20 protein-coding genes are annotated in these 22,590 nt (G+C 63.0%); 8 read left to right on the forward strand and 12 right to left on the reverse strand.

Annotated elements, in window-relative coordinates:
• Positions 1-124 precede the first annotated feature (124 nt).
• From Q0T48_RS20290 to Q0T48_RS20300, 3 genes are read right to left on the reverse strand one after another with little or no spacing between them, the layout of a single operon-like run.
• Positions 125-2,104: a DUF3488 and transglutaminase-like domain-containing protein gene (locus Q0T48_RS20290; protein WP_295960354.1), complete on the reverse strand. Its 1,980-nt coding sequence runs from the start codon at positions 2,102-2,104 to the stop codon at positions 125-127.
• 49 nt (positions 2,105-2,153) lie between these two features.
• Positions 2,154-3,131 carry a DUF58 domain-containing protein gene (locus tag Q0T48_RS20295; RefSeq protein WP_295960358.1) on the reverse strand — a complete coding sequence of 326 codons (978 nt, stop codon included), beginning with the start codon at positions 3,129-3,131 and terminating at the stop codon, positions 2,154-2,156.
• A 7-nt stretch (positions 3,132-3,138) separates the two neighbouring features.
• Positions 3,139-4,059 (reverse strand): MoxR family ATPase, encoded by a 921-nt coding sequence (locus Q0T48_RS20300; RefSeq protein WP_295960360.1) that lies wholly within the window; start codon positions 4,057-4,059, stop codon positions 3,139-3,141.
• A 56-nt stretch (positions 4,060-4,115) separates the two neighbouring features.
• On the opposite strand from Q0T48_RS20300, the gene Q0T48_RS20305 reads away from it, so the two are divergent.
• From Q0T48_RS20305 to Q0T48_RS20335, 7 genes are all read left to right on the forward strand, one after another.
• Complete coding sequence (locus Q0T48_RS20305) at positions 4,116-5,069, forward strand: histone deacetylase family protein (RefSeq protein WP_295960362.1); 954 nt, start codon at positions 4,116-4,118, stop codon at positions 5,067-5,069.
• A gap of 89 nt (positions 5,070-5,158) precedes the next feature.
• On the forward strand, positions 5,159-6,469 hold the full coding sequence (locus tag Q0T48_RS20310; RefSeq protein WP_295960366.1) for a mechanosensitive ion channel domain-containing protein: 1,311 nt from the start codon (positions 5,159-5,161) through the stop codon (positions 6,467-6,469).
• Positions 6,470-6,608: 139 nt separating this feature from the next.
• Positions 6,609-7,358, forward strand: a complete 750-nt coding sequence (locus Q0T48_RS20315) for an electron transfer flavoprotein subunit beta/FixA family protein (protein WP_295960368.1) — start codon at positions 6,609-6,611, stop codon at positions 7,356-7,358.
• A gap of 1 nt (position 7,359) precedes the next feature.
• Positions 7,360-8,292 carry an electron transfer flavoprotein subunit alpha/FixB family protein gene (locus Q0T48_RS20320; RefSeq protein ID WP_295960371.1) on the forward strand — a complete coding sequence of 311 codons (933 nt, stop codon included), beginning with the start codon at positions 7,360-7,362 and terminating at the stop codon, positions 8,290-8,292.
• Between the two features lie 73 nt (positions 8,293-8,365).
• Positions 8,366-10,156, forward strand: coding sequence for an acyl-CoA dehydrogenase (locus Q0T48_RS20325; protein WP_295960374.1), 1,791 nt, complete (start codon positions 8,366-8,368; stop codon positions 10,154-10,156).
• 83 nt (positions 10,157-10,239) lie between these two features.
• Positions 10,240-11,196 carry a nitronate monooxygenase family protein gene (locus Q0T48_RS20330; RefSeq protein ID WP_295960378.1) on the forward strand — a complete coding sequence of 319 codons (957 nt, stop codon included), beginning with the start codon at positions 10,240-10,242 and terminating at the stop codon, positions 11,194-11,196.
• Between the two features lie 119 nt (positions 11,197-11,315).
• Positions 11,316-12,404, forward strand: a complete 1,089-nt coding sequence (locus tag Q0T48_RS20335; RefSeq protein ID WP_295960381.1) for an acyltransferase family protein — start codon at positions 11,316-11,318, stop codon at positions 12,402-12,404.
• Here the strand turns inward: Q0T48_RS20335 and Q0T48_RS20340 are convergent.
• The 9 genes from Q0T48_RS20340 to Q0T48_RS20380 all read right to left on the reverse strand — a co-directional run bounded on the left by Q0T48_RS20340 (position 12,391) and on the right by Q0T48_RS20380 (position 21,814).
• Positions 12,391-13,047 (reverse strand): glutathione S-transferase, encoded by a 657-nt coding sequence (locus Q0T48_RS20340; RefSeq protein ID WP_295960383.1) that lies wholly within the window; start codon positions 13,045-13,047, stop codon positions 12,391-12,393. The genes Q0T48_RS20335 and Q0T48_RS20340 overlap by 14 nt on opposite strands.
• Positions 13,044-13,976 (reverse strand): rhodanese-related sulfurtransferase, encoded by a 933-nt coding sequence (locus Q0T48_RS20345; protein WP_295960385.1) that lies wholly within the window; start codon positions 13,974-13,976, stop codon positions 13,044-13,046. Before Q0T48_RS20345 ends, Q0T48_RS20340 begins: the two co-directional genes overlap by 4 nt.
• 30 nt (positions 13,977-14,006) lie before the next feature.
• The gene (locus tag Q0T48_RS20350; RefSeq protein WP_295960388.1) at positions 14,007-15,134 is read right to left on the reverse strand and encodes a PHB depolymerase family esterase; all 1,128 of its coding nucleotides are present in this window, start codon (positions 15,132-15,134) and stop codon (positions 14,007-14,009) included.
• A 43-nt stretch (positions 15,135-15,177) separates the two neighbouring features.
• Positions 15,178-15,615 (reverse strand): CopG family transcriptional regulator, encoded by a 438-nt coding sequence (locus Q0T48_RS20355; protein ID WP_295960389.1) that lies wholly within the window; start codon positions 15,613-15,615, stop codon positions 15,178-15,180.
• Positions 15,616-15,763: 148 nt separating this feature from the next.
• The gene (locus tag Q0T48_RS20360) at positions 15,764-17,296 is read right to left on the reverse strand and encodes a SpoVR family protein (protein ID WP_295960392.1); all 1,533 of its coding nucleotides are present in this window, start codon (positions 17,294-17,296) and stop codon (positions 15,764-15,766) included.
• Between the two features lie 4 nt (positions 17,297-17,300).
• Positions 17,301-18,572, reverse strand: a complete 1,272-nt coding sequence (locus Q0T48_RS20365; RefSeq protein ID WP_295960395.1) for a YeaH/YhbH family protein — start codon at positions 18,570-18,572, stop codon at positions 17,301-17,303.
• Positions 18,573-18,597: 25 nt separating this feature from the next.
• Positions 18,598-20,520, reverse strand: coding sequence for a PrkA family serine protein kinase (locus Q0T48_RS20370; RefSeq protein WP_295960397.1), 1,923 nt, complete (start codon positions 20,518-20,520; stop codon positions 18,598-18,600).
• 148 nt (positions 20,521-20,668) lie between these two features.
• Positions 20,669-21,382, reverse strand: coding sequence for a phosphoserine phosphatase SerB (serB, locus tag Q0T48_RS20375; RefSeq protein WP_295960400.1), 714 nt, complete (start codon positions 21,380-21,382; stop codon positions 20,669-20,671).
• A gap of 39 nt (positions 21,383-21,421) precedes the next feature.
• Positions 21,422-21,814 carry a c-type cytochrome gene (locus Q0T48_RS20380; RefSeq protein WP_295960403.1) on the reverse strand — a complete coding sequence of 131 codons (393 nt, stop codon included), beginning with the start codon at positions 21,812-21,814 and terminating at the stop codon, positions 21,422-21,424.
• 180 nt (positions 21,815-21,994) lie between these two features.
• Here Q0T48_RS20380 and Q0T48_RS20385 point away from each other — a divergent pair, with 180 nt between their 5' ends.
• On the forward strand, positions 21,995-22,588 hold the full coding sequence (locus tag Q0T48_RS20385; protein WP_295960406.1) for a sigma-70 family RNA polymerase sigma factor: 594 nt from the start codon (positions 21,995-21,997) through the stop codon (positions 22,586-22,588).
• Positions 22,589-22,590 lie beyond the last annotated feature (2 nt).

Here is a 22,590-nt window from a genome sequence, read left to right on the forward strand (position 1 = left end):
GTGACAGGCTTATTTTTTATGCTTTTTTTGGTGCTAGCACAGACGGGAATTAGGCAGGTAGCTATTAAAAGAAGAGCAATCGGGAGGAGTTTGTGCATGGGCGTCAATAGGTGGTCGCCCAAGTCTAGCGCGGCCACACCAGCCGCTTGAACGCCCGTCGAAGCGCGGCCAGGCTGCCGGGGCTGTGCGGCGCATACCGCAGGCTTTCCATTTGCAGTAGCCAATCGCGCAGGGCGGGCTGGTCCGGCACCAGCGCGGCCATCTGCCGGGGGGCGGCGCTGGCGGGCACGGTGATACCGACTTTGGCCAGTTTGCGCCGGGCCTGGTCCAGCAGACGCAGCCAGGGATCGTGCTGGCGGCGTTCCCACTGGGCCCATGCGGCCCCGCCCAGGCTGGCCAGCACCAGCAGGGCGGCCAGTACCTTGCCCAAGTCTTCCCATTCCGGGCTGTCAAAGCCGATGTTTTTCAGCAGATTGAGCTGCTTGCTCTGGCTGTAGTTCAGCACCCACTGGTTCCAGCCGTTGTTGACCGCGTCCCAGGCGGCGCGCAGGCGGCGGGCGGTGTCGGGGCTGACGGTGGCCAGGGTGTTGGCAATGGCCCCGCGCGGGGCTTGTAGCCGGGTAAAGCTGCCCACCCGGCCCGGCGACACCGCGCCGGTAGGGTCCACCCGGGTCCAGCCCTGGCCCGCCGTCCATACCTCGGCCCAGGCATGGGCATCGCTTTGGCGCACCACCCAGAAGCCGTCTACGCCGTTGAGTTCGCCGCCCTGGTAGCCGGTGACGACGCGGGCGGGGATGTCCAGCGCCCGCATCAGGATCACAAAGGACGAGGCGATGTGTTCGCAAAAACCCTCTTTGCGGTCAAACCAGAATTCGTCTGCGGTGTCGCGCCCATATAGGCCGGGGTCCAGCGTGTAGGCGTAGCCACCGGTGCGTAGGCGGGTCAGCACGGTTTGCACCAGCGCGGCGGTGTCGGCACCGGGCTGGGCGCGGCGCATGTCGGCCGCCAGTTGCAGGGTGCGCGGGTTGAAGCCCGCGGGCAGCTCCACAAAGCTCTGCAGGCTTAAATTTGCACGCTGCGGCCCGTAGCGGAACTGTGAGTAGCTCTGTGCCTGGTAGCGCAACAGGTCGGTGGTGGGGCGGCTGGCCAGCCATTGCAGGTCGGGGGTCATTACCGCGCTCAGGCCGTCGGGCAGGGCGGGGGCCTGGGGCGTAGCATCCAGCGCCAGCAGCCAGGGGCGGTTGTTGGGCTCCAGGGTCACCTGGTACTTCAGCGGCGGGCCAGACACCTGCAAATCGCTGGCTCCCGTGCGCGAAAAGTCGTTGTAGCGTGGCTGCCAGGTGCGTCCGTCAAACAGCGATAGCACCGGGCCGCGAAAGTACAGGTCGCGCTGCGCAGGCGGTGGGCCGTCAAATTTCACCCGCATGGCAATGCCGTCGTCCAGCGCCAGGCTGGCCATGGTGCCGACCTGCATTTGGTTGGACAAACCGCTGCGCCCGGCCATGGCATCGCTGGGCACGCCCCACAGCGGGGCCATGCGCGGAAACAGCACAAACAGCACGGCCATGATGGGCGCGCCCAGCAACGCCATGCCGCCGGCAATGCGTGCCGCCTCGCGCAGCGGGGCCTTGTTTTCCACCGGCATATGGGCGTTGACCAGCGCCGTCAGCAGCCCCAGCAGCGCCACCAGCATGGCGATAGCGGTCAACAGCGACTGCGAGAAAAAGAAGTTGCTGAGCATGGTGAAAAAGCCCAGGAAGAACACTACAAAAGCATCCCGCCGCGCCCGCAGCTCCAGGGTTTTGAGGGCCAGCAGCACCACGATCAGTGTCACCCCGGCATCGCGCCCCAGCAGGGTTTTGTGCGTCGCCAGTGTGGCCGCCAGCGCCATCCCCAGAAGCACCGCCAGCCACCAGCGCGACGGCAATGGCCGTGACTTCCACGCCAGCCAGCCACGCCACCCCAGCACCCCCGCCGTCGTCAGGGCGCACCAGACCGGCAGGTTGCCCACCTGCGGCAGCACCACCCAGGCGATGACGGCCAGCAGAAACAGCGTGTCGCGGCTGTCTCTGGGCAAGGTGGTGAAGGGTGTTAGCCAGCGCATAAAGTGTTTGCTAGTAAATAAGTAGCTATTCGTATAGGTGGAATATGCGCTAGAGGCCGATTTGGCATAAAGCCAGCGCTTCCAGGCAACGCCGCCGGTGGGCCTCGCCCGCACCCGGTGCAAGCTCTTGCCCCGGCAGGCGCAGCCCGTAGTCCAGCCCCAGCTTGTCGGCCAGCAGCACCCAGGCGCACAGGCGCGCGAGCTTTGCTTCCCCGCCCAGCGACCCGGCTTGGGCGAAGTCCAGCCACAGTTCATGCCTCTGGGTTTGCTGGCTGTCGCGGCTGACCCATTCGCCAGTGACATCGGCCTTGGCGGATTTTTTCCAGACCACCAGTTTTAGCGGGTCACCGCGCCGGTAGGGGCGCACGTCGTCGAATTCGCCACTGGCGTTGGGCGCGCTGTGGCTGGCCCCTCCGGCACGCGGCTGGCCGGGGGGTAGCGGCGGTGGGTGGGCTTCGGGGCGGGGGTAGACCAAGAGCTGGGCGGCTGGCCGCCAGTAGGTCCAGACACGGAAGGTGCCCAGCGGGAAGCGGGTCTCGGCCGTGATGGCGGGCAGATGCTGCAGGCCGCGCTGGGTGGGGGTGAAGGCGATTTGCACCCGGCGGCTGCCTTGGGCGGGTACGTCGGTCCAGGCCCAGTGGCCACTGCCTAGCAAACCCAGGCCGATGCCATGGCGGGTGGTTTTGCGCGTGCTGCTGATTTGTATGGAAATAAGCGCGCTAGCGCCCATGTACTGTGCGTCAGGCGATATCAAATGCAGAGTAAGGCCGCGCAGCGTGGCGTGGCCTACGTGCATGCCGACCACAGCGCATCCGGCCAGCAAAAAGGTCAGCACATAGCCTAGATTGAGCTGGTAGTTGATGCTGGCCACCAGCAGCACCAGCAAGGTGGCCGCCAGCATGCAGCCGGGGCCGGTGGGCAGGATGTAGACGTTGCGTTGGGTCAGCAGCGTGGTATCGGTGAGATGGATGCGCGCCTGCCACCAGCGCTGGAAGCGGGCCCGCAGCAATTTGGCTGGTTGGATCACGGCATGTTCACGGCAGGGGCGTGCCTGCAATCATGGCTTGGACTTGGGCTACCGCGCCGCGCCCGGCATCGCCTACCGGCACCAGGCGGTGCGCCACGGTTTGCGCCAGGATGGCCTGCACGTCGTCCGGGGCCACGTAGTCGCGGCCACTGAGCAACGCCTGGGCTTTGGCGGCTCGCACCACGGCGATACCGGCGCGCGGGCTCAGGCCTTGCAGAAACCAGCGGCCCGAGCGGGTGGCGGCCACCAGGTCTTGCACGTAGTCGAGCAGCGCATCGGCGGCGTGGACTTGCAGCACCTGCTGCTGCAGGCTTTGCAGTTCGGCCGCACTGAGCAGGCTGGGCAGGTGCTCCACCAGGTCGCGCCGGTCCTGCCCGGCGAGCAACTGGCGTTCGGAGGCGCGGTCGGGGTAGCCCAACGAAATGCGCATCAAGAACCGGTCCAGTTGCGACTCGGGCAGGGCGAAGGTGCCCAGCTGGTCCAGCGGGTTTTGCGTGGCGATGACAAAGAACGGCGAGGGCAGGGGGCGGGTGGCGCCTTCTACGGTGACCTGCTTTTCCTCCATGGCCTCCAACAGCGCGCTCTGGGTTTTGGGGCTGGCGCGGTTGATTTCGTCGGCCAGCAAAATCTGCGCAAACAACGGGCCGGGGTGGAACACAAAGGCCTCCTTGCCGCGCTCGTAGATCGACACGCCGGTCAGGTCGCTGGGCATCAGGTCGGCGGTGAACTGCACGCGTGAGAACTGCAGGCCAAAGGTGCGGGCCAGCGCATGCGCCAGCGTGGTTTTGCCCACCCCGGGCACGTCTTCGATCAGCAGGTGACCCCCAGCCAACAAGCAGGCCACGCAGTCCTGCACCTGCGCGGGTTTGCCCACAATCACCGTGTTAAGCTGTTTTAGCAGTTCGTTGAGTTTGTTTTGTACGTGCATTCGCTGACGTTACCCGAAATACAAAGACCTCTAATCCCTAAGAAAAGCAGTTCACTGTGCACAAGACTGGCTACTTCACCCACCCCGCCTGCCGCAAACACGAAATGGGCGCAGGCCACCCCGAATGCCCGGCGCGGCTGGATGCGATTGACGACCGTTTGCTGATCAGCGGCGTGGGCGATGCGCTGGAGCATCTGCAGGCCGCCCCCGCCGCTCTGGCCGACATCGAACTGGCCCACAGCCGCAGCCTGGTCTCCACCCTGCGCGGCCTGACCGACACGCTGCGCGAAGACATCAACGCCGGTGGCCCCACCCACGCGCAGGTTGATCCCGACACCAGCCTGAATATCTACACCTGGGATGCCGCCCTGGCCGCCGCCGGGGCCACGCTGGCCGCCACCGACGCGGTGCTGGCGGGCGAGCTGGAAAACGCCTTTTGCGCGGTGCGTCCGCCCGGCCACCACGCGGGGCGCGACACCTCCAGCGGCTTTTGCTTTTTCAATAACGTGGCGATTGCCGCCAATTACGCGCTGGAGCGGCATGGGCTCAAACGGGTGGCCATCGTGGACTTTGACGTGCACCACGGCAACGGCACCGAGAACATCGTGGCCGGGGACGAGCGCATCCTGATGGTCAGCTTCTACCAGCACCCGTTCTACCCCGAGGGCGGGGCACAGTCGGATGCGGCCAACCTGGTCAACATCCCCGTGCCCGCCTACACCCGCGGCATGGAGGTGCGCGAGCTCATCGAGATGTACTGGATACCGCGCCTGGAAGAACACCGGCCCGAGATGATTTTCATCAGCGCCGGTTTCGACGCGCACCGCGAGGACGACATGGGCCAGATGGGCCTGGTCGAGCAAGACTACGCGTGGATCACCATGCGCATCAAGGACATCGCCCGGCGTTACGCCAAGGGCCGCATCGTCAGCAGCCTGGAGGGCGGCTACGACCTGAGCGCGCTGGGCCGCAGCGTGGAAGCCCACATTCGGGTGCTAGCGGATTTGTAAGGGCTTTCGGGTGCTAGCGGATTTGTAGCTGCTTGCGCTCTTCCCGCTTGGCCGGGAACCTTTTTTGCTTTGTTTCTTCCAACGTCTCCATGAATTCTGTTTCTTCTTCTAATAGCGCTCCCATCACCGATTTAGACAGCTGGCTTGCCGCCCTGTTACGCCCCACCGCCTTGGTGGAACTGGCCTCTTTAGGCGTGTGCATTCTGCTGGCGTGGACCTTGGTGTGGCTGCTGCGCCGGGCGGTGGGTACGCCAGACGAAAAGTCCATTCTGTTTGGCCGCCGCATCGTCGATGGCGTGATGTTTCCGCTGCTCTTGCTAGGCCTGGGCCTGCTCGACGAATTGCTGCTGCAGCAGTGGATTCCGCTGGCGCTGTTCAAGATCGCCATGCCGGTGCTGGTGTCGTTGGCGGTGATCCGCACGGGGGTCAAGGTGCTGCAGGTGGCGTTCAACAACGCACCCGTGGTGCGGCTGCTGGAGCGCACCATTTCCTGGGTCGCCTGGCTGGCCATGGTGCTGTGGGTCAGCGGCCTGCTGCCGGTGCTGTTGGACGAGCTGGACCAGTTCAAGTGGAAGGTGGGCGGCTCCATGCTGTCGGCCCGCAACCTGGTGGAAGGCGCGCTCACCGCCGGTGCGGTGCTGATCTTCACGCTGTGGATTTCGGCCGCCATCGAGGCACGGCTGCTCAAGTCGGCCACCGGTAGCGCGTTGTCGCTGCGCAAGGCCATCAGCAACGCCACCCGGGCCTTGCTGATGTTTGTGGGCCTGCTGGTGGCCTTGTCGTCGGTGGGCATCGACCTGACGGCGCTGTCGGTGCTGGGCGGTGCGGTGGGCGTGGGTATCGGCTTTGGCCTGCAAAAGCTGGCGGCCAACTATGTGAGCGGTTTTGTGATTCTGGCCGAGCGCAGCATCCGCATTGGCGACTTTGTGAAGGTAGACAACTTTGAAGGCCGGGTCACCGACATCAACGCCCGCTACACCGTGGTCAGCGCCCCCAATGGCCGCGAATCCATCGTGCCCAACGAGATGCTGCTGATCCAGCGGGTGGAAAACCTGTCGCTGAACAATTCCAGAATTTCCCAATCGACCGAAGTGGCCGTAGGCTACGACAGCGATGCCGACCTGGTGATCCGCCTGCTCACCGATGCCGCGCTGCAAGAGCCGCGCGTGCTGCGCGAGCCCGCCCCCAGTGTCACCCTGACCGCCTTTGGCGTTGACGGGCTGGAATTCGCCCTGGGCTACTGGATCGCCGACCCCGAAAACGGGCAGGGCAATCTGCGCTCCGCCATCAACCTGCGCATCTTGCAAGCCCTGCGCGCCCACCATATCGACGTGCCATATCCGCAGCGGGTGGTGCACACGGTCGCGGGTAAACCCGCGGAATCGCTGTCGCCAGATTGACGCTACAGAGTGGTTCTGGATTCGATTTGCCCTCTATAATTTAAAAAAGAACGACCGTACTATTTTTTATAGCCCTGCTTGGGTTGCGGCATAAAATCACGCTCGACAAGCACATTCCATAACTTTGAGGAGCCGTTACATGAAGGTCCTGGTAGCCGTAAAACGCGTTGTTGACTACAACGTCAAAGTCCGCGTCAAAACCGACGGAACGGGCGTAGACATCGCCAACGTCAAGATGAGCATGAACCCCTTTGACGAAATCGCCGTCGAAGAAGCCGTGCGCTTGAAAGAAAAGGGCATCGTCACCGAAATCATCGCCGTCTCCTGCGGTGTCACCCAGTGCTCCGAAACTTTGCGCACCGCCATGGCCATCGGTGCCGACCGCGCCATCCTGGTCGAGACCAGCGAAGAACTCCAACCCCTGGCCGTCGCCAAACTCCTCAAAGCCCTGGTCGACAAAGAACAACCCGGCCTCATCATCCTGGGCAAACAAGCCATCGACGACGACTGCAACCAGACCGGCCAAATGCTCGCCGCCCTGGCCGACCTGCCCCAAGCCACCTTCGCCAGCAAGATCGAGATTGCCGACGGCAAAGCCAGCGTCACCCGCGAAGTCGATGGCGGCCTGGAAACCTTGAGCGTCTCTCTCCCCGCCGTGGTCACCACCGACCTGCGCCTGAACGAGCCCCGGTATGTGACGCTTCCAAATATTATGAAAGCGAAGAAGAAGCAGCTCGATGTCTTCAAACCCGAAGACCTGGGTGTGGATGTATCCCCCCGCATCAAGACCCTGAAAGTCTCCGAGCCGCCCAAACGCAGCGCCGGTATCAAAGTCCCCGACGTGGCCACCCTGGTCGCCAAACTCAAAACCGAAGCCAAGGTGATCTGACATGACGACCCTCATCATTGCCGAACACGACAACGCCAGCGTCAAAGGCGCCACCCTGAACACCGTCACCGCCGCGCTCCAATGCGGTGGCGATGTGCACATCCTCATCGCCGGTAGCAACGCCGGTGCCGCCGCCGCCGCTGCCGCCCAAATCGCCGGAGTCGCCAAAGTCCTGCACGCCGATGCCCCTGGCTTCGCCCACGGCCTGGCCGAAAACGTCACCGCCCAGGTGCTGGCACTGGCCTCCGGCTACAGCCACATCCTGTTCCCCGCCACCGCCTCCGGCAAGAACGTGGCCCCCCGCGTGGCTGCCAAGCTCGACGTCGGCCAGATCAGCGACGTGACCAAGGTGATCAGCGCCGACACCTTCGAGCGCCCCATCTACGCCGGTAACGCCATCGCTACCGTGCAAAGCCTGGATGCGACCAAGGTGCTCACCGTGCGCACCACCGGTTTCGACCCCGCAGCGTCCACCGGCGGCTCTGCTTCTATGGAAGTACTGACTGCCGCCGCCGATGCGGGCAAGTCCAGCTTCCTAGGCAGCGAAATCGCCAAGAACGACCGCCCCGAACTCACTGCCGCCAAGATCATCGTCTCCGGTGGCCGGGCTTTGGGCAGCGCCGAGAAGTTCAACGAAGTCATGGTCCCGCTGGCCGACAAGCTGGGTGCGGCGCTGGGCGCCTCCCGTGCTGCGGTGGACGCAGGTTATGCGCCCAACGACTGGCAAGTGGGCCAGACCGGCAAGATCGTCGCACCCCAGTTGTACATCGCTGCGGGTATCTCGGGTGCTATCCAGCACTTGGCCGGCATGAAGGACAGCAAGGTCATCGTGGCGATCAACAAGGACGAAGAGGCGCCGATCTTCAGCGTGGCGGATTACGGGCTGGTGGCGGATTTGTTCGTCGCGGTCCCAGAACTGGTCAAGGCGCTGTAAGACGCAGGTCAGTGCAAAGGGGCATCGTGCGCGGTGCCCTTTTTTTACATCTATTCGATTTCGGAGACACCCCATGCGCTACACCGCCCCGCTGAAAGACATGCTGTTCAACATCCAGCATCTGGCCCGCATCGACCACATCGCTGCGCTGCCGGGCTTTGAAGACGCGGGGCTGGACACGGCCCAGGCCGTGCTGGAAGAGGCGGCCAAGTTCAACGAGGGCGTGTTGGCACCATTGAACTGGGTGGGCGACCAAAATCCGTCGAGCTGGAAAGACGGCGTGGTCACCGCCACGCCCGGCTTCAAGGCGGCGTTCAAGCAATTTGCCGAAGGCGGCTGGCAGGGCCTGCAGCACCCGGCCGACTACGGCGGCGCGGGCCTGCCCAAGTCGATTGGCGCGGCCTGCGTGGAAATGTGCAACAGTGCCAACCTGAGCTTTGCGCTGTGCCCCTTGCTCAGCGATGGCGCGATCGAGGCACTGCTGACGGCGGGCTCTGACGCGCTCAAGGCCACCTACCTGGAAAAGCTGGTCAGCGGCGAATGGACCGGCACCATGAACCTGACCGAGCCGCAAGCCGGTAGCGACCTGGCCATGGTACGCAGCCGTGCCGAACCGGTCGGCGACGGCAGCTACAAGGTGTTTGGCACCAAGATTTTCATCACCTGGGGCGAACACGACATGGCCGAGAACATCGTCCATCTGGTGCTGGCGCGGGTGAGCGGCGCGCCTGAGGGCGTGAAGGGCATCAGCCTGTTTGTGGTGCCTAAATTTTTGGTCAATGCCGATGGCACGCTGGGCGCACGCAACGACGTGCACTGCGTCAGCATCGAGCACAAGCTCGGCATCAAGGCCAGCCCTACCGCCGTGCTGCAGTACGGCGACCACGGCGGTGCTGTGGGCTTTTTGGTGGGTGAAGAAAACCGCGGCCTGGAATACATGTTCATCATGATGAACGCCGCCCGATACGCCGTGGGCGTGCAGGGCATTGCGGTGGCTGAGCGGGCCTACCAGACCGCGGTGCAGTTTGCCAAAGACCGGGTGCAAAGCCGCCCGGTGGATGGCAGCATCAAGGCCAGCGTGGCCATCATCCACCACCCCGACGTGCAGCGCATGCTGATGACCATGCGCGGCCACACCCAGGGCTGCCGCGCTATGGCCATGGCGGCGGCGGCGGCCTACGACACGGCGCACCACCACCCGGATGCCGATACGCGCCAGCAAAACCAGGCGGTCTATGAATTCCTGGTGCCGCTGGTCAAGGGCTACAGCACCGAAATGAGCCTGGACGTGGCCTCGCTGGGCGTGCAGGTGCACGGCGGCATGGGCTTCATCGAAGAAACCGGGGCGGCGCAGTACCTGCGCGATGCCAAGATTCTGAGCATTTATGAAGGCACCACTGCCATCCAGGCCAACGACTTGGTAGGCCGCAAAACCCTGCGCGATGCCGGTGCCACGGCCAAGGCAATCGCGCGCCAGATCGTGGTGACCGAAACCGCGCTGGCCCAGAGCGGCAGCGCCGATGCGGTGGCAGTAGCCAAGCGCCTGAAAACCGCCCGCACCGCCTTTTTGGACGTGGTGACCTTTGTGGTGACCCAGGTCAAGGCCCAGCCCAACGCCGTGTTTGCGGGCAGCGTGCCTTACCTGATGCTGGCGGGCAAGCTGGTGGCGGGGTGGCAACTGGCGCGTTCGCTGCTGGTGGCCGAGGAACTGCTGGCCAAGGGCGAAGACACCGCTTTTATGCAGGCCAAGATCACCACCGCACGCTTTTATGCCGACCACGTGCTGGTGGCGGCGCAAAGCCTGCGCGACAGCATCGTGGAAGGTGCCGACAGCGTGACCGGTATGGCAGTGGACGCATTCTGACGTGCTATTTATTGTGTAGCTACTAGCGTAGGTAGTAACTATGCTAGAGCCTGATTTCTTATAAAAACCAAGATGGAGACGAAATGTCCAAGCTTCCCGCCGCTTTAAGTGCCTTGCCGCTGCCCATCATCGCCTCACCGATGTTCATTGTCAGCACACCGCAGTTGGTGATTGCGCAGTGCATCGCCGGTGTGGTGGGCTCCATGCCGTCCCTCAACGCGCGCCCGGCATCCCAGCTGGACGATTGGCTGGCCGAGATCACCGAGACCCTGGCGGCCTACAACCTGGCCCACCCCGATAAACCTGCCGCGCCGTTTGCCATCAACCAGATCGTGCACAAGTCGAACGACCGGCTGGAGCACGACATGCAGGCCTGCGTGAAGTTCAAGGTGCCTATCGTCATCACCTCGCTGGGCGCGCGCGAAGACATCAACGCTGCCGCGCACAGCTACGGCGGCGTGGTGCTGCACGACAGCATCAACAACAAGTTTGCCCACAAGGCGATTGAAAAGGGCGCCGACGGCCTGATCGCCGTGGCCACCGGCGCGGGCGGCCATGCGGGCATCAAGAGCCCGTTTGCGCTGATCCAGGAAATCCGCGAATGGTTTGACGGCCCGCTGGCCCTGAGCGGCTCCATCTCTACCGGCGGCGCAGTGTTGGCGGCCCAGGCCATGGGGGCCGACTTTGCCTACATCGGCTCGGCCTTCATCGCCACCACCGAGGCACGGGCTACGCTGGCCTACAAGCAGGCCGTGGTAGATGGCGATTCGGACGACATCGTGCTGAGCAATTTGTTCACCGGCGTGCACGGCAACTACCTGGCCCCATCGATCCGCGCGGCGGGCCTGGACCCCGAGAATTTGCCTGAAAGCGACCCCACCAAGATGAACTTTGGCGGCGATACGGCAGCCAAGGCTTGGAAAGATATTTGGGGCTGCGGTCAGGGCATCGGCGCAGTCCGTAAAATCCAGCCTGTGGCCGACTATGTCGCCCAACTCTCCCGCGAATACGCCGAGGCCAAAGCCCGGCTGTCTTTGTAATTTTTACTGGCGCGCTGCGCTTCTGATACCTGTCCGCCCGCCGCTGCACTGCCAGCGGCGGGCGGACGTTTTTTGTGACGATGCCGATTTCTACACCCCGCGCTTCCCGCATTCCGTTATTGGATGTTCTCAAAGGCCTGGCCTGCATGCTCATCGTGGCCCACCACCTGGTGTTTTACGGCCCCATGTCCACGACCGCCTACCCGCTGGCCAGCGAATTGATGGACTGGCTGTTCACTTACGGCCGCATGGCGGTACAGGTGTTTCTGGTGCTGGGTGGCTACCTGGCCGCCAGCACCCTGGCCCCTGACGGCGTGGCCCGGTTCGAAGGGTCCTGGCAGCAGGTGCAGCGGCGCTTTGTGCGGCTGTCCACGCCGTATCTGGCCGCGCTGCTGTTTGGCCTGCTGGCGGCTGCCGTGGCGCGCTACGGCATGGAGCACCCGTCCATCCCGTCCGAGCCCTCGCTGCCCCAGTTGCTGGCCCATGTGTTCATGCTGCAGGATTTGCTGGGCTATGAGGCCCTGTCGGCCGGGGTTTGGTACGTGGCTATCGACTTCCAGCTGTTTGTGCTGGCGGTGCTGGTGTTCAGTCTGGCGCGTCGATGGTCGGGTGGTCTGTCAAACGGTCCATCGGCCCGCTGGCTGTCCCCGGTGCTGGTGGTGGGGTTGACCAGCGCCTCGCTGCTGTATTTCAACCTGGATGCCAATTTCGACACCCTGGGCCTGTACTTTGCCGGGGCCTACGGCATGGGCATGCTGGCGTTTTGGGCAGGACGCAGTGCCCGGCCCTGGGCCTGGCTAGTGGCCTTGGCCTTGCTGGGCTTGACCGCCCTGGTGCTGGACTACCGCGAGCGCATCGCCGTGGCCTTGGTCACCACCCTGGTGCTGGGCGTGTTGCAGGCTAGCCCCTGGGCACGTCAGTGGTCGCCGCTGCCACGCGTGCAGCGCCTGGGGCAGATGTCGTACTCGGTGTTTTTGGTGCATTTCTCGGTGTGCCTGCTGGTCAACACCGTGTTCAGCCAGTATTTCCCCGCCCAGCCGTGGATGAATGCTGCGGGCATGCTGCTGGCCTTTACGCTGTCGCTGCGCTCGGGGCAGTGGTTGTACCGCAATGTGGAGACCCGTCTGATCTGCATGCCCTCGGCCTTGCGCCTGCAGGGCAGCTTTTTGGCCGCGGGTTTGCTGCTGATGGGGCTTAAGGCGCTCTAGGAAAGGGCAGGCCCGCACTGCCAGACTGCCACGGCGCAAATTTTTGCATCACCTGCGCAAACAGCGCGGATGCTTCAAAATCTGCCAGCCATTTTTGCACCCGCGGCCAAGGCTGGGCCGCAAACCAGGTGGCATCCACATGCGCAAATTGGCGCACAAACGGTGCGGTGGCCATATCGGCCAGCGTGGGGTGGAGGCCGAACAGATAGGGCTGTCTGGCCAGGCGTTGCTCCCATTCGGAAACCATATGCCCGATAGCAATCCGGTGTAGGTACTGACTGGGTGAGGTGCTATCGTCTTCATAGCGACCTGGGTATTTGTAGCGGTCCAGGTGGTGTTTGAAGGGGCCGTCCACCGCACTGGTCAACGCCAGCATTTCCGCCAGTGGCGCTTGCAGCCAGCCCGCAGGGTCGCTGTGCTCCAAAGCCCAGCGCATGATGTCCAGGCTCTGCTCCAGCACGCGGCCATTGGGCAGTACCAGCACCGGCACCGTGGCTTTGGGGGATGCCGCCAGCAGCTCGGGCGGCTTGTTGCGCAGCACCACTTCGCGCAATTCCACTGTTTGGCCACTCACGGCCAGCGCCAGCCGCGCCCGCATGGCGTAGGGGCAGCGGCGGAAGGAATACAGGATGGGCAGCGTCATTTGGCGAGCTTTGCGCCGACGTGCTGTGTTTGCCTTGCGTCGGCCAGCGCCATCTGCCGCTCGCGCTCGCGGTAGCCCTGTTTTTGGGCTTCGGTGGTCTGGTCCACGCAGCGGGCGCAAGCCACACCGCGTTCAAATTCGGGCGATGCCAGGTCGGCCTCGGTCAGCGGGTGGCGACAGGAGCGGCAGAGTTCCAGCCCGCCGGGCACCAGGCCGTGGCCTACCGACACGCGCTCGTCAAACACAAAGCATTGGCCGCGCCACAGGCTGTCGGCCTCGGGCACAGTCTCTAAATACTTCAGGATGCCGCCTTCCAGGTGGTAGACCTCGTCAAAGCCCTGGGCGCGCAGGAAAGCGGTGGATTTTTCGCAGCGGATGCCGCCGGTGCAGAACATCGCGACCTTGGGCTTTTTGGCCAGCGGCTGGCCCTCGGCACGGGCCTGCTCGACCCACTGGGGCAGTTCGGCAAAGCTGCGGGTGTGGGGGTTGAGCGCGCCCTCAAAGCTGCCGATGGCCACCTCGTAGTCATTGCGGGTATCTACCACTACCACGTCCGGGTCGCTGATCAAGGCGTTCCAGTCGGCGGGTTGGACGTACTGCCCGGCCAGTTGGGTCGGGTCCACGCCCGGCACACCCAGGGTGACGATTTCGCGTTTGAGCCGCACCTTCATGCGGTAGAACGGGTCGTGGCGGGCGGTGGCCTCCTTGTGCTGCAACTGCGCCAGGCGCGGGTCGTTGCGCAGCCAGGCCAGCACCGCGTGCACACCGTCTGGCGGCCCGGCGATGGTGCCGTTGATACCCTCGGTCGCCAGCAACACCATGCCCTTGACCCCGTGCGCCTCGCAGCAGGCCAGCAGCGGGGCTTGCAGGGCGGTGTAGTCGGGCAGGGCGACAAACTGGTAGAAGGCGGCGGTTAAAAAATCAGACATGCGGACACACGCGAAGGCAGGGGCGGCAGTTTAGTGCACGGCGGCACGCGGATGGGCCGCAAAGAAGCGCCACATTTCGGCCGAGGCATCCGGGCCCAGCGGGTCGGTGTAACTACCTTTGGCGCTGCCGCCCGACCAGGCGTGGCCTGCACCGTGCAGGTTCCAGTTTTCGGCAATGCTGCCGCCGCCAGCGGTCTGGTAGGTGGTGCGGGTGTAGCTTTGGCCTTGGGCGGCGGTGCCCTCAGTGACTTTGGCGGTGGTGGTGGCCTGGCCAATGGCGGTTTGCAGCACGGCTTCGGCGTTGTGCGGATGGACGGTTGTATCGGCATCGCCATGGAACACGATGGTGGGCAGGCGCGATGGGGCGCCGGCCACACTGCGGCCATTTTTCATCACCGACAGGGCGGTGATCACGTTGCTGGCCACACCGCAGGCCAGACCGGAATGCACGCCCACGGCGGCAAACACGTCGGGGTGGGTGTGGCCCAGGATGCTGGCCATGGCACCGCCGGCGGACAGGCCCGCCACATAGACGCGGGCCGGGTCGATGGCACGCAACTGGCCGACTTCGTGGACCAGTGCAGCCAGCCAGGCGGCTTCACCGCTGTCGCGCTGCTGGTCGCCGGGGGTGAACCAATTCCAACAGCGCTGCGGGTTGGCGCCGGCGTTCTGTGCGGGGTAGACCACCACAAAGCCGTGCTCCAGCGCCAGCGCATTCATGCCGGTGCCTGTGGCGAAGTCGTCCGGGTTTTGGGTGCATCCGTGCAGCATCAGTACCAGCGGCAAGGGCTGGGCCGGGTGGGCAATGGCGTGTGGCGGGGTGTAGAGCTTGTAGCTGCGGGTGGTGCCTGCGTGGGTAAAGCTGGCTTCGGTGAATTCGCCGGGGCCATCGTTAGAGGCCGGCTCCACCGGCGTGAACAGGGGGCGCACGGGCTCGGATACCGGCTGGCGGGGCTGGTGGGTCGCCTTGTGGGCAGGCCGCGCCACCACGTCGATGACATCGCTGTCGGTGCTCCAAGGGGATGCGGCAGGCGGTGGCGTAGCAGGGGGGGCCATGCGGCCCAGCGCCTGCTGGATGGCCCGCGTGGCTTCTTGCAGGCTGCCACTCCGGGTAAGCCGGGTGGCTTCTTGCAGAAATTTTTTGAACAGGGCACTCATGGCAGCTTTCGGTGGGGTGAAAAGGGGGTGAAAAAAGGAGGGGCTACAGATGCCGGCTGGCCAGGGCGGCTTTGACTTCGGGGCTGGCTTGCAGCGAGCCCAGCACTTCGAGCGAAGCGATGGTGGCCAGCGCCAGCTCGGGCGATACGTCGTGGCCTATGCTGGCCAGGCCGAGCACGCGCACCTGCAATTTTTGGTTCGCGGCCTGCACCGCCAACAGGTCGGCCTGGCTGAAATGCTGCAGGCCCAGCACCAGCATCTTGCGGGCCACCACTTGTTTGACCGCATCGGCATGCGAAGCCAACTGGTTGCGGATGGCCGTGCGGATGAAGTCGGTGCGGTTGGCATAAAAGCTCTCAGCCACTAGCAGGTCGATGTGGCCCAGGTCGACGAAACCCAGGTTGATGGTGATTTTTTCCGAGTCCAGCACTCTGGGCTTGGCTGCGGTGGAGGGTGTTTGCGCAATGGCTTTAGAGGGCATGCCTGCAGTTTAAACCATCCGTATGGATGGTATTCGGATGGTTATTTAAATACCGCTCTGGCCACAGGGGTAAGTAAAATTTATAAAAAATAGGCCTCTAGCGTAGGTACTGTATGCGCTAGTAGCTATTTAAATAGGAGCAACAGGGTCAGGGGCTTTTTTTGGCATCGCTGCGGCGGCGCTTTTCGCTTTGGTGCTCGGTGACCAGCGAGACGCTGCCGTCGGCGTTTTGCCGCTCCAGCCGCACGTTGAAGCCCCACAGCGTGGCCATGTGCTTGAGCACGGTGGCGCTGGATTCGCCCAGCGGGCGGCGTTGGTGGGCGAAGTGGCGCAGGGTGAGCGAGCGGTCACCGCGCAGGTCCACGTTCCAGACCTGGATGTTGGGCTCGCGGTTGCCCAGGTCGTACTGCTCCGACAGCTGCTGGCGCAGGGCGCGAAAGCCGCTGTCGTCGTGGATGCTCTGGATGTCCAGCGTCTTGCGGGCGTCGTCGTCCAGCACCGAGAAAAAACGGAACTCGCGCATCAGCTTGGGTGACAGGTACTGGGCGATGAAGCTTTCGTCCTTGAAGTTGTGCATCGCAAAGTCAAAGGTCTTGCGCCACTCGGAGCCCGCGATATCGGGAAACCAGGCGCGGTCTTCGTCGGTGGGCGCTTCGCAGATGCGGCGGATGTCGCGCCACATCGCAAAACCCAGCGCGTACACGTTGATGCCCGAAAAATGCGGGCTGTTGTACGGCGGCTGGTAGACCACGTTGGTGTGCGACTGCAAGAACTCCAGCATGAAACCGTCGCCCAGGCGGCCTTCGTCGTACAAGGTATTGAGCAGGGTGTAGTGCCAGTAGGTGGCCCAGCCTTCGTTCATCACCTGGGTCTGGCGCTGCGGGTAAAAGTACTGGCCAATCTTGCGCACGATGCGCACCACCTCGCGCTGCCAGGGGTCGAGCAGGGGGGCATTTTTTTCTACAAAGTACAGCAGGTTTTCTTCGGGTTCCAGCGGAAAGCGCTTTTCTTCGCGGGTTTCTTCGGCTTCGGCGCGCGGCGGCAGGGTGCGCCACAGGTCGTTCACCTGGGCTTGCAGGTACTCAGCGCGCTCTTTGAGGCGGGTGGTTTCCTTCTCTAGCGACAGGCGGGGTGAGCGCTTGTAGCGGTCTACGCCCAGGTTGCTGAGGGCGTGGCAGGCATCCAGCAGCTGCTCCACCGCCTCCATGCCAAAGCGCTCTTCGCACTGGGCGATGTACTTGCGGGCGAACACCAGGTAATCGACGATGGCATCGGCGCTGGTCCACTGCTTGAACAGGTGGTTGCCCTTGAAGAACGAGTTGTGCCCGTAGGCCGCGTGGGCGATTACCAGCGCCTGCATGGGCAGGGTGTTTTCGTCCATCAGGTAGGCAATGCAGGGGTCGGAGTTGATGACAATCTCATACGCCAGGCCCATCTGGCCGCGTTTGTAGCGGTTTTCGGTAGCCAAAAAATGTTTGCCAAACGACCAGTGGTGGTAGTAGACCGGCATGCCGATGGAGGCATAGGCGTCCATCATCTGCTCGGCGCTGATGACTTCGAGCAGATGCGGGTAGCCGTCGAGCTGGTAGCGTGCCGCCACCTCGCCGATAGCCTGGTCGTACTCTTCGATGGCCTCGAAGGTCCATTCGGAGCCGGTGGGGAGGAGTTTCGGCTTGGTCATGGGGTCAGGCCCTGCGTTTGAATAACTCTCGGAACACGGGGTAGATGTCGGCCACCGTTGCAATGCGCTGCATGGCGAACGTGCCTTGTTTGCTGCTGGCCAGGCGCTCGTATTCCTCCCACAGGTTTTGCGGCGGGCCGTCGGTGATTTCGATGTAGGCAAAAAACTGGGTCAGCGGCAGGATGGATTCTTCCAGCAAGGCCTTGCAGCGGGGCGAGTCGTCGTGCCAGTTGTCGCCGTCCGAGGCCTGCGCGCCGTAGATATTCCAGGCGTTGCTGGGGTAGCGGGCGACGATGATCTCGTGCATCAGCTTCAGGGCGCTCGACACCACCGTACCGCCCGACTCGCGCGAGGTGAAGAAGTCGTCTTCGTCCACCTCGCTGGCGATGGTGTGGTGGCGGATGAAAACCACCTCGATGCGCTCGTAGTTGCGTGTCAAAAACAAATACAGCAGCATAAAGAAGCGCTTGGCCACGTTCTTGCGGCCCTCGTCCATCGAGCCCGACACATCCAGCAGGCAAAACATCACCGCCTGGGTGGTCGGCTGGGGCACGCGCACGCGGTTGTTGTAGCGCAGGTCAAAAGTGTCTACAAAGGGCACGGCCTCGATTTTGGCGCGCAGCTTGGCGATGTCGCGGCGGGCTTGCTCTACCTCAGGGTCGTCTTCAGGGCGGGTACTCAACAGCTCCATCAGCTCGGCTTCCAGCGCCCGGATCTGCGCCGCGTACGGGCCACCGATGGCAATGCGCCGCAGTGCCGCGCCGCGCATGGTGCGGCTGAGGTTGATGTTGGTCGGCACCCCGGTTTGCACAAAACCCGCGCGGATGCGGCGGTACTGCTCGATGCGGGCCAGCTGTAACTTGACCAGATTCGGCAGGGCCAGTTCGTCGAAAAAGATGTCCAGAAACTCGTCGCGGGTGAGGGTGAAGACAAACTCGTCCAGCCCCTCGCCGTCCTGGCTGGCCTGGCCCTTGCCGCTGCCTTTGCCACCGCCGCTGGGCGGGCGCTCCACCTGGTCGCCGCGCAAAAATCGGTCGTTGCCGGGGCGCACCGTTTCCCAGACGCCGCCCTTGCCGTGTTCAAACTGCGGCTCGCCGATGTCGCGGCCCGAAATACCGATTTTCTCGCCGTTGTCCAGGTCCTTCAGGCCGCGCTTGTTGACGGCATCGGACACGGCCTTGCGGATCTGGCCTTTGAAGCGCTGGATGAAGCGGCTGCGGTTGACCGAGCTTTTGTGCTTGCTGTCAAATCGACGGTCTACGATGCGCACGGTCATAAACACTCCAAATGGTGGACGGCAGTTATGAAGACTTACGGACCCTTAAATACCATTCGCACAGCAGACGTACCTGCTTCTCGGTGTAGCCCTTGGTGATCATGCGGTTCACAAAATCTTGGTGCTTCTTCTGCTCTTCGCCGCTGCCCTTGGTGTTGAACGAGATCACCGGCAGCAACTCTTCGGTGTTGGAGAACATCTTCTTCTCGATCACCGCGCGCAGCTTCTCGTAGGAGGTCCACAGCGGGTTGTGGCCGTCTTGTCGGGCGCGGGCGCGCAACACGAAGTTGACCACCTCGTTGCGGAAGTCCTTGGGGTTGCTGATGCCGGCGGGCTTTTCGATCTTTTCCAGCTCGTCGTTCAGGGCGCTGCGGTCCAGCATTTCGCCGGTGTTGGGGTCGCGGTATTCTTGGTCCTGGATCCAAAAGTCGGCGTAGACCACGTAGCGGTCAAAAATGTTTTGCCCGTACTCGGAATAGCTCTCCAAGTACGAGGTCTGGATCTCCTTGCCGATGAATTCGGCGTAGCGCGGCGACAAAAATTCCTTGATGTAGCGCAGGTACTTTTCTTCCACTTCGGGCGGGTACTGCTCTTGCTCGATCTGCTGCTCCAGCACGTACATCAGGTGCACCGGGTTGGCGGCCACTTCGCGGTGGTCGAAGTTGAATACGCGCGACAAAATCTTGAACGCAAAGCGCGTCGATAGGCCGGTCATGCCTTCGTCCACCCCGGCAAAGTCGCGGTACTCCTGGTAGCTTTTGGCCTTGGGGTCGGTATCTTTGAGGTTCTCGCCGTCGTAGACCCGCATCTTCGAGAAGCTGCTGCTGTTCTCCGGCTCTTTCAGGCGCGACAGAACCGAGAACTGGGCCAGCATGCGCAGTGTGTCGGGCGCGCAGGGTGCTTTCACCAGCGACGAGTTTTCCACCAACTTTTCATAAATGTGAATTTCGTCCGACACGCGCAGCGAGTACGGCACCTTGACGATGTAGATGCGGTCCAGGAAGGCCTCGTTGTTGCGGTTGTTCTTGAAGGCCTGCCATTCGGCCTCGTTCGAGTGGGCCAGGATCAGCCCGTCGAACGGAATGGCACCAAAGCCTTCGGTGCCTTTGTAGTTGCCCTCTTGGGTGGCGGTTAGCAGCGGGTGCAAGACCTTGATGGGGGCCTTGAACATTTCCACAAACTCCAGAATGCCCCGGTTCGACAGGCACAGCCCGCCCGAATACGAATAGGCATCCGGGTCGTCTTGTGAATAGGTTTCCAGCTTGCGTATGTCAATCTTGCCCACCAGGGCCGAGATGTCCTGGTTGTTTTCGTCGCCAGGTTCGGTCTTGGACACGGCAATTTGCGACAGCACCGAGGGGCGTAGCTTGACCACCCGGAACTGGGTGATGTCGCCGCCAAATTCCTGCATCCGCTTGACGGCCCAAGGGCTCATGATGGTGCCCAGGTAACGGCGCGGAATCTTGTAGTCGGACTCCAGCAGGTCCGCATCTTCAGCCGGGTTGAACAGGCCCAGCGGCGACTCGTGTACCGGCGATCCCTTGATGGCGTAGAACGGTACTTTTTCGATCAGCGCCTTGAGCCGCTCGGCTATTGACGATTTGCCGCCGCCCACCGGACCCAGCAGATACAGAATTTGCTTCTTTTCCTCCAGCCCCTGGGCGGCGTGGCGGAAGTAGGCGACGATGTGCTCGATCACCTCTTCCATGCCGTACAGGTCTTTGAAGCTGGGGTGGACCTTGAGCACCTTGTTGGCAAAGATGCGCGACAGGCGCGGGTCGGTGCGGGTGTCAACCAGTGCGGGCTCACCGATGGCCATCAACATGCGCTCGGCCACGCTGGCGTAGGCCGAGGGGTCGCGTTTGCACAACTCCAGGTAGTCTTGAACCGACATTTCCTCTTCCTGTGCAGCGGTAAAGCGGCCTTGGTAGCGGGTGAAAATGGTCATGGCATTCTCCTAGGTGTTGTGCTGTCTATGGTCGTATGGGTCTGAGTCGCAAGGCTCGTGGGAAGTTCTTTTTTATGTGTTTTAAATCAGCTCGTAAATCATCATAGAGCCTTAGCCCCAGCGTGTGTCAAGTAAGGGCAAAGGCCATTTAGTTGAGTATCTCTAAGAGCCGGTCCAGCCCGCCAGTGTTGATTGCCACCATCGCCTGGGCCCGTACCGCCGGTTTGGCGTGGTAGGCCACCGACAAACCGGCCACGCCCATCATGGGCAAATCGTTTGCGCCGTCGCCCATGGCGATAGCCTGGTGTGGACTAATGCCCATCTTGGCGCAGGTTTCCAACAGCATCTTGCGTTTTTCGTCACCGTCGCAAATGTCGCCCCAGGGCTGGCCCAGCATACGGCCGGTGAGCAGACCATCGATAGCCTCCAGGTGGTTAGAGCGGGTGGCATCGATGTGCAATAAGTCACGAATCCGGTCGGTAAAAAAGGTAAAGCCGCCGCTCACCAGCAGCACCTGCATGCCCGCTGCCTTGCAGGCCGCCACCAGAGCCGCCGCACCCGGGTTGAGTTGCAGGCGCTGGGTGTAGACCTGCTCCATGCTGGCTACGCTCACGCCCTTGAGCAGGGCGACGCGCTGGCGCAGGCTGTCTTTGTAGTCGGTGATTTCGCCACGCATGGCGGCTTCGGTGATGGCCGATACCTCTGCCTTGCGGCCTGCAGCATCGGCGATTTCGTCCACGCATTCGATGTTGATCAGGGTCGAATCCATGTCGAACGCAATCAGCTTGAAGTCGGCCAGGCGCAGCGGCGGGGTGATGCCTTGGATAACGAGGCCGGGGGAGATTTCTTGGGGGAAGGACATGGCAAATACGGTTGAAAAGATGCCGTATTTTGCTTGAGCTTATTTGGAGGCCGGGGTCAGCGTGGCCAGGTAGGCCACCACGTCCTCGCGGTCGCGGGCAGACTCCAGGCTGAAGTCCATACCCTGGCCGGGAATCAGCGCCTCGGGGTCTTGCAGCCAGGCCAGCAGGTTGGCACGGGTCCACACCAGCTTGCTATGGCGCAGCGCGGGCGAATAGTCAAATCCGGGCACGCTGCCCGCCTTGCGGCCCACCACGCCCAGGTGCATGGGGCCGGTAAGGTTGTAGCCCACGCTGTGGCAGGCGGTGCAATGGGCGGTGTACAGCGCGTGGCCATGTTCCACCGACTGGGCGCTGACCGGTGCAGCGGCCCACAGGGCGAGTAACAAAAAAGGCAGGCGGGGCAGGGCGTGGGCTTCAGAAAACATGTGCATACAGACGGAATAGTTAAGGGCTGCACTATCGCAGGCGACTTGGCGTTTACGCAGCGTCGCACAGAGTAGATGTAAATCCATACTGGCATACTGGGTTATTAGGGTCTGAATCCAAAGCCCCCCAGGCCCCGTATTCCCTGCATTGGAATCTGTATCTGGATATGCCTGACAATCCGGCTTATGAGCCCATCCACACCCACTTCCTCTCTCAACCCGGACACTGAACTCATGGAACTGCTGGACCGAGTCGCCAACCGCGATGCTTCCGCCCTGAAAGCTTTGTACGAGCACACCTCGTCCAAGCTCTACGGGCTGGCGGTGCGCGTGGTGGGCAACCGGGAATGGGCCGAAGACGTGCTGCAAGAGGCCTTCATGACCATCTGGCGCGCCGCAGGCGACTACCGCGCCAGCCTCAGCCCGCCGATGGCCTGGCTGGGGCTGATCGTGCGCAGCCGGGGACTGGACTTTTTGCGCCGCCGCACCGCCGACCGCAATGGCGTGACGCAGGAACTTGACGAAGTGATGGCCGAAACTTTAGAGGGCGACAGCCCCAACCCGATGGACACCACCAATGCCAGCCAGCAAGCCTGGGCGCTGCACCAGTGCATGGCCCGGCTGGAAAACCGCCAGCGCGAGGTGGTCAGCCTGGCCTATCTGCGCGACCTGAGCCACGGCGAACTGGCAGAACAACTCAAGCTGCCGCTGGGCACGGTAAAAACCTGGATCCGGCGCGGGCTGGAACAATTGCGCACCTGCATGGCGCGGTTTGCGTAAGG

The organism is Rhodoferax sp. (genome assembly GCF_025354435.1).
In the GTDB taxonomy this organism is placed as follows: domain Bacteria; phylum Pseudomonadota; class Gammaproteobacteria; order Burkholderiales; family Burkholderiaceae_C; genus Rhodoferax_B.